10 protein-coding genes and 1 pseudogene are annotated in these 16,000 nt (G+C 38.0%); 3 read left to right on the top strand and 8 right to left on the bottom strand.

The window, feature by feature from the left end:
- Window positions 1-64 precede the first annotated feature (64 nt).
- Window positions 65-1,063, bottom strand: a complete 999-nt coding sequence (locus tag G9G54_RS18765; RefSeq protein WP_040103014.1) for a DGQHR domain-containing protein — start codon at window positions 1,061-1,063, stop codon at window positions 65-67.
- A 147-nt stretch (window positions 1,064-1,210) separates the two neighbouring features.
- On the opposite strand from G9G54_RS18765, the gene G9G54_RS18760 reads away from it, so the two are divergent.
- Both G9G54_RS18760 and G9G54_RS18755 read left to right on the top strand, forming a co-directional pair.
- Window positions 1,211-1,597 (top strand): helix-turn-helix domain-containing protein, encoded by a 387-nt coding sequence (locus G9G54_RS18760; protein WP_040103013.1) that lies wholly within the window; start codon window positions 1,211-1,213, stop codon window positions 1,595-1,597.
- A gap of 475 nt (window positions 1,598-2,072) precedes the next feature.
- Window positions 2,073-5,717, top strand: coding sequence for a P-loop NTPase fold protein (locus G9G54_RS18755; protein ID WP_040103012.1), 3,645 nt, complete (start codon window positions 2,073-2,075; stop codon window positions 5,715-5,717).
- 343 nt (window positions 5,718-6,060) lie between these two features.
- Here the strand turns inward: G9G54_RS18755 and G9G54_RS18750 are convergent, their stop codons facing one another.
- Genes G9G54_RS18750 through G9G54_RS18735 form a run of 4 tightly spaced genes read right to left on the bottom strand, consistent with a single transcriptional unit; the run spans window position 6,061 to window position 11,941 of the window.
- Window positions 6,061-6,756: a hypothetical protein gene (locus G9G54_RS18750; RefSeq protein ID WP_238808240.1), complete on the bottom strand. Its 696-nt coding sequence runs from the start codon at window positions 6,754-6,756 to the stop codon at window positions 6,061-6,063.
- Window positions 6,756-8,396 carry a hypothetical protein gene (locus tag G9G54_RS18745; RefSeq protein ID WP_165179180.1) on the bottom strand — a complete coding sequence of 547 codons (1,641 nt, stop codon included), beginning with the start codon at window positions 8,394-8,396 and terminating at the stop codon, window positions 6,756-6,758. Before G9G54_RS18745 ends, G9G54_RS18750 begins: the two co-directional genes overlap by 1 nt.
- A gap of 11 nt (window positions 8,397-8,407) precedes the next feature.
- Window positions 8,408-10,699, bottom strand: coding sequence for a hypothetical protein (locus tag G9G54_RS18740; RefSeq protein ID WP_165179179.1), 2,292 nt, complete (start codon window positions 10,697-10,699; stop codon window positions 8,408-8,410).
- Between the two features lie 15 nt (window positions 10,700-10,714).
- Complete coding sequence (locus tag G9G54_RS18735) at window positions 10,715-11,941, bottom strand: hypothetical protein (RefSeq protein ID WP_238808238.1); 1,227 nt, start codon at window positions 11,939-11,941, stop codon at window positions 10,715-10,717.
- Window positions 11,942-12,124: 183 nt separating this feature from the next.
- Between G9G54_RS18735 and G9G54_RS18730 the strand changes: the two are divergent.
- Window positions 12,125-12,679: pseudogene (locus tag G9G54_RS18730) on the top strand (DUF72 domain-containing protein); the annotation flags it as partial.
- Here G9G54_RS18730 and G9G54_RS18725 read toward each other — a convergent pair.
- Genes G9G54_RS18725 through G9G54_RS18715 form a run of 3 tightly spaced genes read right to left on the bottom strand, consistent with a single transcriptional unit; the run spans window position 12,671 to window position 16,000 of the window.
- On the bottom strand, window positions 12,671-13,786 hold the full coding sequence (locus G9G54_RS18725; protein ID WP_165179178.1) for a tetratricopeptide repeat-containing glycosyltransferase family 2 protein: 1,116 nt from the start codon (window positions 13,784-13,786) through the stop codon (window positions 12,671-12,673). The pseudogene G9G54_RS18730 and the gene G9G54_RS18725 overlap by 9 nt on opposite strands.
- Complete coding sequence (locus G9G54_RS18720; protein WP_165179177.1) at window positions 13,783-14,658, bottom strand: class I SAM-dependent methyltransferase; 876 nt, start codon at window positions 14,656-14,658, stop codon at window positions 13,783-13,785. The genes G9G54_RS18725 and G9G54_RS18720 overlap by 4 nt, the downstream gene beginning before the upstream one ends.
- On the bottom strand, window positions 14,651-16,000 hold the full coding sequence (locus G9G54_RS18715) for a nucleotide sugar dehydrogenase (protein ID WP_165179176.1): 1,350 nt from the start codon (window positions 15,998-16,000) through the stop codon (window positions 14,651-14,653). Before G9G54_RS18715 ends, G9G54_RS18720 begins: the two co-directional genes overlap by 8 nt.

Here is a 16,000-nt window from a genome sequence, read left to right as displayed (position 1 = left end):
CTCTCGTTATCTAACCAACATAAAGTATGTTCAATGTAAAAATTGTATTTTCTTTGGACACTCATTAATTTGAAGACAACAACATCATATCAATTAAATCAATCGCCAAAGATTTAGATCCACTAATACCTTTAACATATTTTAAAGGACCTTCTGAGGACCAGTTCATTGACGCAAGTTTTTTTACATGCTTGTGCATCAGATTATAATCTAATCTACCACGTTCATTTATACTCTTGGTCAAAATCTTGCCACCGGCAATAGAAAGGGCATCAAGACAAACAATATGAGTAATACGATAGTCCCCATAATCTATCCATTCTTTCGAGAAAATATCTTTGATGTAACGATAATAATTCAAAGCGATTTGATATTTTTCTTCGTTGTTCATTGCTACCAGTTTTTGTTCTTTAAATAGATACTGGAGTGTTCGATACAGATTTTGAAGAGTAATATGGCGACCACGTGTACGTTTACCAACAATGCTGCCGATGTTGTGAAAGGGGCTCTCAGGACGAGTGATTAGCTCTGTTGCAATCCAGCTATATTCATCAGAATTTCGACGTAAATATTTACTTAAAGAAGTCCCAATACCTTTAGCTTTAGTATTAATAGTATCAAATAATTGTATTTCCTCATCTTCATCAAGATAGTGGAAAGCTAGGAAAGGGATATTTAATTCAGCATTAGTTTCTTGAATATAACGTTCAATACCACCAAGACGATGTTGTCCATCCATCAGGGATGCTTTCCCTTTGCACACAAGTCTTCCATAATTTGTTCTTATATTATCGTAAGCTGAAAATTCCCAATTCCCAGCAGCATTTAACAAAACAGGTGTAAATAAAGCATCGTCACCTTTAGATAAATATATTGCAAAATCAGTACTTCTTTTAGAATCTATAGGCCGTTGATACCCTTTACCAGCAGGATGATCGTAATGCTTTACATAAGTAGCATTTAGTGCAGTTGAAGCAGCTAAGTAACTTTGATAGGCTACTTTACCGCGCATTTTATATTGAAGAACATTTTCAATAACAATTGGCTTAGGCAAGCTATTCATAGTTTATTCACCTTTTCTGTAAATTTTTTCGTAGTTGTTATTAGATAATATAGACCTTAAGTTATATATTTTCAAATAACAATATATAACATGAAAATCTGTAATACAGGAAGCAACTTACCTAATCTGTAAAGAGGGGTGGTTGCTATGGGAATTCGTATTACTGATTATGTAGGAGAGCGAATAAGAGCTATCCGGAAAAGTAAAAATTACACTCAGGAGCAACTCGGTGAAAAAGTTGGCTTGCCTCAGCCCTATATTGGGGGAATAGAGAGAGGTGAGAGGAATATTTCTTTAGAGACATTGGAACGAATTTTAGAAGCTCTTGAAACCTCTCCTGACCAGTTTTTTAGATTTTATAATGATAAGTACTTCTCTGAAGAAGAAAGGGATAGAGAAAGGATTCTAGAAAGCCTGAGTGAATTATTGTCAAAGAGATCTGTTTATGATATTCAAATGATTCAGCAATTGGCGCATAATGTTTTAGTCACAGTAGATTCTCATATAGAAAAAAATAACCTACACAAACAATAGCCTGGGTAGGTTATTTTTTTTGATATACTTAGCAAATATGTAATTTTCTTAGAATACCTCATTAAATAAACACAAATTTCTTACTCGGACAAGACGCCCCCCTATTAAAACAACTCTCTCTCAATGTACAATCTCCAAATTTGTTACAACCAAAAATAGCTCGAAGAATATTATACATTAATTTAAAGCTAGGCTCTCAAGGTCATTCTTGTACAAAGAAAAAGCAACCGATAGTATTAGGGAGCGCTAGGAAAGAACAGGAATTGTATTGTAAGAGCCTCTTCCCTGATTAATGCTTGCCGTACCTTAAAAAGATCACTGAAAATCGAAGGGATTATAAATGAGACTTCCTGCTGCAAGTCTTCACTTCAGATAACTTAAGACTTGAAATAAAATAATAATGTTTTTTTATCAGTATGAGGAATATAATGGATATCAGGTGATTATTCTCTAAAGATGAGGGCGTATTATATTTATGAAAAAAATACTTCGTAATTTAAAAAGAATCATTCCTTTTCAAAATCCCGTTGCACGAAAAAAAATATTGATTCAAGAACCTCTTTATCTCAAGGACTCTCCAGTCACAAGTAGAAAGGAAGATAAATTTCAGTATGGCCAAATGGCTGACATAATTTATGAATTACTAGAAGAAGGACAACTACCTCTACATATTGGCTTAATGGGCTCATGGGGAACGGGAAAAACGTCAGTTTTACGACTGCTCGAGACCAAGGTTAATGCCGGGAGAAAAAACAACCGTAAATACTTGTTGAAATTTATAAATGTGTGGAAATTTGCGGATGATGCGCCTTCTTTACATCGAAAAATTGTAAGAGAAGTCGAATCGGAACTGAAAGTTGAAAAAAACGAAGGTATAACACATGAAACCACTACACTAGAGATGAGAAAAACAACGGGAATATGGTCGCTATTGCAACGAGAACTTTGGACAAGACATGGATTTATTGTGATTCTCTATGTTACAGCACTTATAGCTATAACAATTTTGTATGAATGGTTATTTAATTTTAAAGATGCTTGGGCACTATCTTTTATGAGTTCAACTTCTTTGTTGATAATCATGATTCTAAGTACAATTATTAACAAAAATGGAATTGAACTAACATATCAGATGACACAAAAAGAATTAGCTCTTCAGCATGGAGATCAATTCGAACATCGTTTTGAAAGTGCTGTAAGTGAATATCTGAAAGCCAATAAAGGAAAAAAACTCATTTTGGTTTTTGACGACTTAGATAGGCTTCCCCCAATGCAACTGGTTGCAGCTTTAAATACAATTAAGACTTTTTTACGTTCAAACCAGTGTGCCTTTATAGTCCCATGTGATGAAGAAATTTTGTTAGAAGGAATATCTTCAGCCTTTACGGAAAAAAAGATGTCTAATTTCTCAGTAAGTGAATATTTAAATAAAACATTTGATCTACAGCTTCATCTGCCCCACGTAGAAAAAGTGAATATGAGAACATATGCAAAAACCTTGCTTACGGAACAAAAGGTAAAATGGACATTAGACGAAAATATTTCCATAGAAAGACTTCTAGGTATATTAATTCACTCAGGTGTGCGCACTCCAAGACAAGTGAAAAAAATTCTAAACGCATATGCTTTTGACTGGTACCTAGCTCTAAAACGAGACGCTGAAGCCGGAGTGGAATTTCTAAGCAAGCAGCCTAATCATATCGCAATTTTTACTGTTTTAAAAACTGATTTCCCTAACTATTTTCATCTCGTTAGCCAAAACCCATTTATAATTCAAAAACCTATAGAAGAACAAATTAAGACTATCAATGAGGAGAAGAATTCGCCCCCAGAGGATGAGGAACCTGAGGAACCTGATGAATCAATTCAATATCTTGAAGCATTTCTTTCCAGAGTCAACGGTCATATGCCAACAGATCCCCGTCCATTTATCTACTTTAACAATCAGTTACTTAATCCTTTAACAGGGCGACCTGAGCTCGAGAGCACAAAGGAATATATACTAAACGGGCAAAATGAAAAATTCTCCGAAGAGTTCTTTGTGCTTTCACCAGAGGATAGAGAAGTAGTTATATCTTCAACATTAGAAGATATTGATACTACAAGCAATATCTTTGCAAATAATGCTTTAAAAGTACTTATACAAAATAATGATGCGCTAAGCCACACAAAAGAAATGGACTTAAATCGTTGGGAAAAAATCATTGTTGAAAATATAGATGCTGTATCCGAATTTGAAATTTTTGAAGTATGTAGAGGGTTGGAGAACATAGGATGTAATAATTTTGTCTGGGAAGCATACGGAAAAGAAATTGATAATGAGGGGAACCATCAGGAGCTTTTTGAGTTATGGATTGAAAATCCAAAGTTTTTGGAGAATCTTGCGATTCCCGACATTGGTGAGAAAATTATTTCTACACTAAAAAATATAGAGAAGTCCCATACCGCTACCAATGAATTAGCCAAGATTAGCTCAAATAATTCTATTCTGAAAAATGAAAACTTTGATTGGATCGGTAATCTAATCAATTCGATGTCCTCCAACAATTTACCAGATGGGCTCTTATCTACTTGGCTCCCTATTTGGGCACAAAAAACTGGTGGCAATTTAACATCTGATCTCACTAACGGACTACTTGATGAATTTGATTTTAAGCAGGAGTCCTTTTTAGAGGGCATTGGGGATCTGTGGTGTGCATTGTACGAATCGTCCAATTCTAAACAAGCGGATATGAACACACTTTTAGATTTAATGAATAATAATAATTTTTCTGGCTTCACAGAGGATAACCTCAAGCAACTTGCTATGTTTTTTGAGGATCTCGATTATAAATCAATTTCGGATCGTGTTCACAAAATCTTTAGTACATGGTGGGAAGAGGATGAGGACAAAACATTTGATTTAATGAATTATTGGAGATCTGCTCCAGGAGTTGTTGGGTTTTCGTCCAAAATCTTTTCTTTTGAATTAGGAGAAGAGGTACTAAAATTAACAACGGAAATTTTAACGAATCGTGCAATATACATCAATAAGAGTAAACTTGATGAAAACATATCTGTTATTAAAGATGAACTTGACAGTGCTAAAAACAATAACAGAAAAACAATAGCAACAAAAATTATTGATAAGCTTATCACTAACTCTATGTGGGCTGAGCAAATGCAACCCCTAACTACTGAAATTTTTCCGTTAAATAACAAACTCATTTGGCTTTATTGGCCACAAGTTGTAGTGCAAGATCAAGCTGAACTCTTAGTATCTTTCATAAATATTAATAAGGCGCTAGCTGATTGGGTAGTAGATTCAATATTTGAATTGCTTAAAGTAAAACGGGGTCAGACACCAATGAATACTATTTATAGTAACCACCACACCACTTATATCAATATATTAATTAAGCAGTTAGCGAACAATGAGAATATCAACTGGGAAGACTTCTTGGAAAGAGCACTGGATGAACAGCTACTTGATAATCTTGATTCAGCTACAATTGATATTCTGATTATAACATTAGGTAAGAAATTGGAATTAGATAATAATGCTTACCATGAATTCCTTGTTTCAAATCATACTTTAGAAAGTGAATATCACCAGGATATTGCCATCGCAAGATGGGATTTCCTTGATGTCTCTAAAAGGAAAAGGTATCTGGAAAAATATGATTCATCTGAAGAATTAAAAGATGAATTTGGAGAAAAATTAGTTGAGAGCTTTAGATTGAAGCCGAATATTAAATATATCAGCGAGCTAAGTTCCTGGAAATTTAGTAATACTATTTCTCAAAAAATTGTTCAGACTATTATTCAATCTGTTGATGCATCGAAACTTAATACTTGGTTCCAAGAGTCACTTGTAAAAATAATAAAGGGAATAGATCGCTGGACTATGACTGCTTTATTTACAGCAGTACATTCTAGAAAAGATCTTAAGATCCCTAAAAAAGAAACGCTAGATGAACTGTTACTTCTTCAAGATGAAAGATCTCTCCTCTCACTGGATATTGTTAAAAAGGACAAAACAGTTGCAACAGCTCTTAGAAAATCTATTATGGCTTTAAAAGGAGCTTATCCGGAGCAAGTTGAAGAGGTTAAAAAATCATTTAGATGGAGAAAGGGTTAATGATCTCCCCTGATCCTTAAGGGGGTTCTTCATAGACAATCGGTATACAAGTTGCTTAAAACAGAATTGAAGCCCTTTAAGTGACCGCAATGAATTTAGGAACGCATTCTGAGCGATTCAAAGGTGCTTGAGGCGCTTGTCACTCAATTGACAGGCTTAAGGTTCACTCGGGTATGATGGGGGTGAGAAAGGCCGCTACGGATTTAGAAGAACAAATGCTTCCTACTATGTGGGAAGCATTTGTTCTTCTTTACTACTACATTTGACTATTCACCTTGTAGCCATATCTTAAAAAAACCTTGAATTAAAATAAATCAATCATGAGTTAGCCTATAATTTGTTTTCAACTGTTTGACTCATTATCCTCAAATAGATTAGGATATTTAGCTTTAATCTTTGTCATCGGATTTAAAACCTCTAAAATATCTTCATCTGGCACATTACTTTCTCTAAACATATCATCCATATTTCTTAGTGAAATGTGCTTAGAGACATGTTCTTTAAAATCGATAAGTGAATTTTTCAAGCCCATTTCTTTACGCTTATCTGCATACAAACTATTTACAACAGTAGTTTCATATAAGTTCTTATAAAAATGGGCTTGATCTTTATATTTTTTTAAATCTGATTGAAGAGTATCAATTTGGGTTTTATAAGTGTTTAACTTTTCCATTTGCTTGTTTGCTTTAGCCAGCTTTTCAAAAACTTCATAAAAGGTAATCTCTAATATGCGCATCTCCGATAACATGCGCTGAGGATCGTTTCTAAAAGCCTCATAGATTTTCTCAAAGTTCGGGAAATACACTGCGTCCTTATCACTTATTTCAAGTTCGCGCACTATCGGTGTATTTAGTTCTGTAATATAACTATTAATTCGTCTTTGAAAAGTATTTCGGCTAATTCCTGTTTTCTGCTCTAAAACACTAAACGTTAATTTCGCTCCACCTAGCTGGTATTTGACGTCTAACGCAATCTGCTTGAGCTGCTCATCGCCATATTGCTTCGGTTTTCCTCTAGCTTTTTTAGTGTTATTGTCCATCATCTACTCGCCTCGGTATGGATAAAGTTTTCTAACAATTGCATATCGATGTTAATTCTCTGATCCATATAATGTTGAAGATTCCTAGAGGCTTGTTTTAATTCATTTTGAACTTCTTCAGCATTTAATTCTGTTGATTTCCCAAAAATAATCTCCATCTTTTTTACTTGTTGATTCATTTTTTGAGCAATAGCCTTAGATTGATCTTCAAGCCATGTAATCCCATCATTGAATTGATTAACGGGAGGGAAGAAAATATAATTAGGACAATGCCTACAGTCTTCTATACAGTTATTAGGGAAATGCGGATCCTTACACTTACCAAACTCGACATCACGCATATGGATTAATTCTTCCTCGTCATATATTTTTCCAATATCATATACCTTCCTTCTGAGACCAAAAAATCCAGCAGAAAGTTGTTTCTCCACATTTACTTCTTTCATCCGTAAAGATGCTAATCGATATGTGTATGTTTCTACCAATCTCCCCATATGCGAATAATAATTCTCAGGCGATTCAATCCTTGTTTGTCCAGCCATCCTGGATATAGACAACATATTATATCCCTGCAGGAACATGTTTATAATTGCAAAATGCCTTGTGTCGCCACCTCTAATTTTTCTATGGCCATACACTCCATATCTCTGTTCTACAATTTCTTGGTAGAACCTATCAATCCGATCATTTAGTTGAGTTGTATTAAGAAATTTAACATCTGTGTATATTCTTTTCGAGTTACATGCCTTAACAAATTTATCGTACAACTCAATAGGAAAAAGATATAAACTATCAGAAATGTGTTGATTCAAATTTTCAATATATTGATTAACTATATTAACTGTCTCATAATTAATTTGAATCCACTGATACCATATCTCCTTTTCAAGTGTTTGGCTATGAGATTTAGATCTTGGGATTTCCATCCAGTAAGAACCATCGTTTCTATACTCTATGCAATTTTTCCTCATTCGAAGGAACTCATTAGGTCTCATAGGCACAATATTTGTAAGATACCACCATAACTCAACAATATAAAAATATTGCTTCTGTGGTGATGCTTCAGGTTCATTTTTGGTAAATTCATTGATAATATCATCAAATTCAAAAACTTGATTAAATGGCGGTAAGCTTCTATTTGAGTTCTTTGGATGCTCTAACATTGATAATTTTTGCAAACAAGAATCCGATTCAGGTAAAGGATAGAATTCAAAAAAGGAGCGCAATGCTAACGCTGTCGTGTAAGCAGTAGTTTTTGTTAAACTATGGAGATATACCTCGAAAGCTTCTATATTACGAAAAGCATTCGACTCAAGTATAATTTTCTTTAGAAGATTAATATTCTGGGCTATTGTCTTTTTTGATACACCGGACATCCGAATAATTAAGGTGTACGCCTTAAAAGCAAGATTTAACTCGCGATATACTTCAATATCAAATGCGAGCTTTTGAGGACTCGCTTCTATTTCATCTTTTATATACCAAAATATCGAATTAAACTCCTCAGCAATCAAATACCCTGATTTTCTCAATGATTGAAAAAGATCTACGTAATAGTCCAATTTACTGGGATCAAATTGTATTTTTTCAATGACTTCAATCCTCGTAGAGCCACTGTCGATGATACGTTTCACTTTCATCTTTTCGCACTTCATCCTTCCGTCAGTAGGAGTTTATTGCTTATTGTATACATCATTTCATTTAATTCGTTCCTAGAAATGAATGAATTTAACTTTTCATTTCCTAAGAACCTAGCTGCTTCAGAAAGTAAGAGTAAGATTGAGTTTATAATTTTACTTTCTCGTATGATTACTGCTTCCATGGTTGCACTATGCAGAATTGGAACTCTATTTTTCAATTCATCTATTGCTTCTAATAAAATAAACTCTTGTGGTATAAAAAAATTACAACCAAAACAGGTTTTGTGATGAGGAGTTTCACAATTAGGGTATGTCAAACATTGCCCTTCTTTATGCTTAGACGGCATTTTGCCCTTGAATATGTTACATAGTAGGTTTATTAATTTTTCTTCTGAAAGCCTTGATAATTGAATTATTGCAGAACTCTTGTTACTTTTTTTATTTATAAAATATTCTGACCAACCTTCAATTTGAAGAGGAGAAAATTCATTTTTTAAATTTATTATTTGAGCAGTACGTTCTTCTAATGACTGAAAATTTGGACTCATCACTAAATTGATCATGTAATTAAACAACCACCCAAAATGTCCCCTACAAAAAAGATTCATAGAAACTCTGTTAATCGCCCCGTCTTGATTCGATGATTCAACATATATAGCCGTTGTGTTGTTTTCTGAATGGGATCTAACCATTTTAGTTAACTCCAATGCAACATCTGTATCGCTACTATGACCTTCCACAGTATTATGAAAAAAATAAACCATAGTACTTCTGTTCATTACTAGACTACTAAAGTTTTTTAGATCATCATGGTTTCCGAAAAATTTTTTATGCACTGAAAGCCCTGAACTAAATATATATTCATTTTTCTTCCCCGAAATAAACGTACCCAACAACTCGTCTCTGTGTTTATATAACGATTTTGGTGGGAACCTGCTATGAAGTTCACAAATAACAATAGCCGTTGCAAAACCTAATAAAAGGGTAGGGTCTAAGTAAAACCTTAGGATATTGAGATTCTTATTGGCCAATTTATTATGGAAATGAAGATATACTTCATTTGCAATCGTTTGTGCTTGTGATGTACTTATTTTATTGTTCTCAAACCAGTTAAAATCGGATATACCTACGTTTTCGATTGAGATGCGTGGCATTTGAAAAATAATATCATTTGCTCTCCAAATATTTGTTAAATGCATAATGACAAAGAGCCACATATTTGCGTAACTACGTGTTTCTAGGCCTTTTTTGGTATGGATTTGAAGTTCTTGCACATAAGAATAATATCTCTGATATATTGCTGGATGATAAATTCTCTTCGTTTGGCTCCGATTGTAATTCAATTTCTTATTACGACTAGGCCTTTCGATTCTGAGCTGTTTATCAGGGGATGCAAGTGAATAGGTAAGAGAATAATTGTAGAATAAAACAAATTCCTTTTTTAGTCTTTTATTTGTATCTAAAGAAACTACAGCCTCAACTATTTTATGATCGAGGTCATAAATTTCCACGTTCTGTGGTAGATACTCTAATAAAAACTCATAAAGTTCAATCCCAAATATGACAATATGCTTTATAGTTGTGGCTCTTCCATGAGAATTAGATATTTTTGAAATGATCCATGTATCAAAAAGAGTATGCGAATGTATCGGTATACGTTTTGAAAGATTGTTGAGATAATTTCTTATCTCCAAAAGTGCATAATCATTGGTATATTTTTCAATAGGTTCAGTGATTTCGTTGCTCCATTTTTCTGCTTCCTTAATGGAGACAAAAAGTCTACCACCAATTTTCTTAGTGTCTTTAAAGAAGCCGTTTTGAATTCTTCTTGTAACTAGGTAGTCATGTATTTTCAATTGACGGGCTAATTCTCCTGCACGAATATAATTACTTACATCACCGCTTTCTTGTAACTCGAATACTAATTTCTTAGGCACGCGTAGGACACTTTTGTACATAATAACACCTAAAGAATCTCTTTCATCAGCAAGACTAAGAATTATATCTTTTGTATAAGGAGTGTTCTTCAGAAACTTCGCTGCCTCTTTAAAAGTGAAATAGTTTTCTTTTATATAGTTGGGATCAAGATGATAGTTCATTTTTCTAAAATAATCAGATATCACAAGTAGATCTTGTTCTGTAAATTCATTTTTTTCTCCAGTCTTTTGCTTCGTAATTCGTTTCTCTTTTCTAAATTTGCTGATTACATTAGTTAAATTAGCTTTCGTAAAATTGTGAAATTCTTTGTTCAATTCTTTGAATATACCGTCTATTGTTTGGTAAATAGCATCCCTATGTTCCAAATGAATTTCTCCTTTCTAATACCGATCAATTAGTTTAGGAATATAGACACCATGCATCTCTTGGAATTTATTCTCAATCTTAATTCTCATTCGTTCAGTGTTTGTCATATATGCGAGAGAAGAGAGCATATTACTGTCCCCGCGCATAAATGCCAAATCAAACGCATTTTCCACCTCATCCGCAAGTATGTTTGTAAATGTCCCTCGTCCAATATGTGTACTCCAACTCGAGTAATTTAAATGGTACGCTACAATTTTATCTTGGGGAGATCCATGAGCTTGCAGAAAGTTCACCAACGTTCTTTTCACCTTGGTAAAGTATTGTCTATAGCTCTCCGCAGTCATAGCACGTCCATCTCTATTCACAAATAGCGCACCCGAACCATCAGTATCTTTATACAACTTAATATGATCAAGAAAGAGGGTATTTCCCCAATCATGGATCTGTAGGACGACTTGATTTCTATTTTTTTTGGTGTAATTAGAGCCAGAAGTATTCTTTATATCTGATCTAAAATTGGCCGATTCTAATTTCACTAATAAATTTCCGTTTTTAAAATTCCTCATAGTAGATGCTCTTCTCGCATTCATCAATTCTCCGACACGTAAACCTCCAAATATTTGCATGTATATACCAAGTGCGATCGGCTTAGCACTTAATATTGCAATTTCTAAAAGCAGAGGGATGTACTTAATCGGAAGCATGTGTTCCGTATTTATTGGTTGTCTTTGTGGATAACTAACGTGACCAAATGGAGATTTATAATAAGCACCATATGGTCCTTCAACCTTTATGAACTTATCTTGCTGAATATTAAGCACTCCTTTTTTGGATAACCATAGAAAAAAATGAGTTAACGTCCGCTCATATAAAATAACTGTTTCTCTCTTTTTATTGTTCTGTGAAAGCCAATTCAGAAACAAAGTACCGTGCTCCAAGGAAAGATCACGATAATGAACGATTCGAAGGGTATTCATATTTGAAATAATGTAATTTAAAAAATAAACTAAGTTGTTCGCATGTTTTCTCTGAGTGTTGTAGCTTCTTCCCAACCAATTCTCTACAATAAACTCTGTTATGGGATGAATAATTTGCTTCTCCTGTACGACATTTTTCAACCCTATCATGCAGTGCTGCTTCTTTGTCGTTTCCTTATTACCTCTGTTAATCCAAACAGGAACGATAACGAACTTATAGCCGTAGTTATCAAAGGGGGTAACATTATCAACTATTCCCGTCAAGCAATAACCTCCTCCTTGAGATAATTATGTACAACACACATAATGTTAGAAAATGTTAGATACTGTCACAACTATATATTATAATATATGGAAATAATGTACAAAGGTCTATCTAGTGAACATTGCTATAAAGCTTAACATCACGTCTTCATTGACTTATTATGTACATATTATTTATGAGATCTTTTATACAGATTCCCACCCTGGTTCGACTGTACACGTGAGAATGTCGCTGTACTGCGAGACACGAAAAAAAGGATGGGAGAGGTCCCATCCGTACTTGAATTCAGACATCAAAGCTGGTTCACACCCGATTTTCGGAAACAAACGCTGGCATTCATGCGTGAAGAAGGCTGGATACACAGCGTATGCGACGAGCCGCAGGCGGGACCGGGGTCGGTTCCCATTGTGCCGTTGGCTACAGACGGCAATCTGACAGTTGTACGTCTCCACGGACGGAACATATCGGGCTGGAATCAAAGCTCCGCGCCTAATTGGCGGGAGGTTCGTTATCTGTATCGGTACAATGCACAAGAGTTGACCGAATGGAGAGACAGATTGCTGGAGCTGGAGCAGCAAAGCCGTGAGGTGTGTGTTATTTTCAATAACAATTCAGGTGGAGACGCCGCTGCTAACGCCAAGCAGCTCATGACCATGCTTGGCATGGACCCTAAACCTTTTCCCCCTCGCAAGCCACCCGAAGAGGATAACGGACCGGAACAGCTTGAACTATTTTGAGGAACGGGCTGAGGGTGGGGAGTTGGAAATAGCCTCCTTGAGCTTGCGTGCATTATCCAGTAAATGCGGGTCGTCGGGCAAATAGCGTAAAGCGGTTTGGTTATGCTCATACGAAGCGTCCAGCTGACCTATATGGGCATAGCAATGGCTAAGCCGCACATGAGGTAACCAGGAGTAGCATGGTAGTGGAACAGGTCGCATACCCGGAAGGTGATGCTGTTGCTCCAATGCCTTTTCATACCAGTATGCGGCGGTGGTCCATTCGTTTCGTGTGAAAAACCAGTCACCGATCATGCAGCACAAGTCTGATTGCGGTACACCGTATCGAAAGGAGCGTAACAGACTATCCAGCTGTTGCTCCGGCTTCCCGAGGTGAAGATAGCATTCCGCCGACCGCGCACAAGCGGTAATCCGATCCTCACGGTAGCCGCTTGGCTCCTCCAACAGATGGTTGAACGCCTCTGCCGCCTCGGCATATTCTTTACGGTCAAAACATTCATTGGCGTGCAAATACAGCAGACGCCCCTCCAGCTTGCCGCTTTCGCTGATCCACCGGGCGAGAATACGTTGGTTACGGAGCGTGTGGTCTTGAATTCGACGGTGAGTTACTGCCACATCCGAATGCACGATTTGCCCCTGAGGTATGACCAGATCCTCATGCAGACGCCCTTCCCAGCGGTATTGTCGCTCACGCTTCACAAGACGGATACGGCGTGAGGTGAACAACAGTTCACCCTGCTCCCCCTCTGCCAAATGAAGTGGCATTACCACTGCGTCGATATCCATAGACAAACGCCGCTTCAAGGCACGCAGGCGCTCACGGTCCGGCTCCAGCAGCACATCGTCCGCATCCAGCCACATGATGTAGGAACACTTCGCCTTGTCAAACGATTCATTACGGGCGGCTGCAAAATCATCCCTCCATTCAAACGTATATAGCCGATCCGTATAGCGGGCTGCTATCGTCTTCGTCTGATCCGTCGATCCCGTGTCCACAATGATGATTTCATCCATCAGGTCTGCGACCGAATCCAGACAGCGGGCCAGTGTCTGCTCCTCATTTTTTACGATCATACACAAGCTGATAGTCATTGGATGCTCAGTCATGACTTCACGTCATCCCCTTTACCTTTGGCTGATTCTGCCGTCGTTTTACCAGTAGACTCGCCATCAGTATATGCCCCTTTCCTTTCAGCCTGCGTCTTGTCTAACTGTTCGACACGTGAATACCTTTGCAACGGCAAAAGTTGTTCCTCCATATGCCGGATTCGCTGTACCGCCTTGTCGAGTGCGGCCTTTCGCTGATTCATTTTGCGAACGTGCTGCTGCTCCACCAGTCGAAATTGCTTCTCGTCCAGTTTCATCCACTCATTCAGATGCTCTACCCCTGGTTTGGCCTCACGCAGTTCTTTCGACTTCTTGCGGCCGGCAAAGCACAAATATTTGTGATGCACCTCCAGCGCTTGTTCATCAAAATAAGGATACAACACATGGGAGAGGCTCCCGGCATAGTAAGTCCGCTTGTGATCATGAAACGGATGGTATCCATAAGGTACAGACAAGACGAGCGTTCCCTTTTTATTCAACAAGCGATAAGCATGAGCCAGCAGGGTGTCGGGATGCGCAAAATGTTCCAAAATCTCTCCTAATATAATGGTGTCAAATCCACCGGGAGGACGCTCGAATTGTGAAATGTCCTTTAACTGAAAGTGGACTCTTCCCCGGACGGGTGCGGATTCCTGTCGAAGTTCTTTTTTTGCATAAGAAATGCTACCCTCTTCCAAATCAATGGCCGTTACCTTAAAACCTTCCCGCCCAAGCAAAATGGACGTTATGCCCTGACTGCACCCAACATCCAGCACGGTATGGCCCTGTACATGGCGGCAAATCCAGTGAATTCTATTGCGGGTGGCTTCATGGGACTCTTCCGAATTGATTTGCCCGTAATAACGTTCATTTACCTGATCACGGTTAGCCAACAGCGGCGCCCCCTCCATCACCGGGATGCCCCAAGATCACGACATGTCCACTTGTACAATGTGCAGTCGCATTACGTGTATCGAAGACCAGCGGGGCATGGTCGACCAGCTGTTGGTAATCCACCACAGAATGGTCTGTCGTGATGACTACGATATCTGCACTTTCCCATAACTGGGTATTTGCCGTTCGAGAGGAGATTGCTTCACCGTTCAGCTTAAAGCTCGATACATACGGGTCGGTGAAACTCACCGAAGCTCCCAGTTTTATTAGATGTTCAAACAGAACAAGAGCTGGGGATTCCCGAACATCATCAATGTCCTTTTTGTAGGCCACACCTGCCAGAATAATTTTGGCTTTGTTTATGGCTTTACCTTTCTGAGCGAGCATGGCTTCAATTCGCTCCGCAATATACAGCGGCATACGCCGATTCATGCGATCTGCCAAGTCCACGAATTCCAGTGGAAAACCATGCTGCTCGGATTTCCATGACAAGTATAGCGGATCAACCGGGATACAGTGCCCCCCGATCCCAGGTCCCGGATAAAAAGGCATATAACCGAATGGCTTGGTTGCCGCCGCATCCAGTACCTCCCATATATTGATGCCAATTTTCTCACAGGCGGCTGTCAGCTCATTAACCATTCCAATGTTGACGCTGCGGAATGTATTCTCGAACAGCTTGGCGGCTTCCGCCACGGTTGTCGAGCTGACTGGTACAATTTGATCCAAAAAGGACCCATAGAAACCTACTCCCACTGCCAAACAATCTGGCGTGCAGCCGCCGATCACCTTGGGGGTGTTGCGAATGTTAAAATGAACACTGCCCGGATCGACACGTTCCGGTGAAAAACACACATAAAAATCTTTCCCCACCGTCCAGCCCCTGCGCTGCTCTATCACCGGACGAATCAATTCCTCAGTCGTCCCCGGGTAGGTGGTGCTTTCCAGAATCAACAGTGTCTGTCTACGCAAATGAGGTATGGCCTGATCAATAGCCGTTTCAATATAGGACGTATCCGGTTGGTGTCCGTCCGTCAGTGGCGTAGGCACGCAGATCACGACGATATCCGCATGCTCCAGTACCTTGATATCCGTAACCGGATGCAATTGCTGCCCGATCAGACCTTCCAATGCATCATCACCAATGTCTATGATGTACGACTTTCCTTGAAGCAGCTTGGCTACTTTGACGGGATCGGAATCCACACCATATACATCATAACCAGCCTTTGCCATTTCCACTGCCATGGGCAGCCCTACATAACCGAGGCCGATGACCGCAACCTTTACAGTTCCTTTAGTTATTTTTTCCATAAGCTGCAAAATACCCACCTCTTTCAT

The sequence above is a fragment of the Paenibacillus sp. EKM212P genome (assembly GCF_011066115.1).
Lineage (GTDB): Bacteria > Bacillota > Bacilli > Paenibacillales > Paenibacillaceae > Paenibacillus > Paenibacillus polymyxa_B.
The sequence above is the reverse complement of the archived record's forward strand: the minus strand, read 5'-3'. Positions and strand labels throughout refer to the sequence as shown.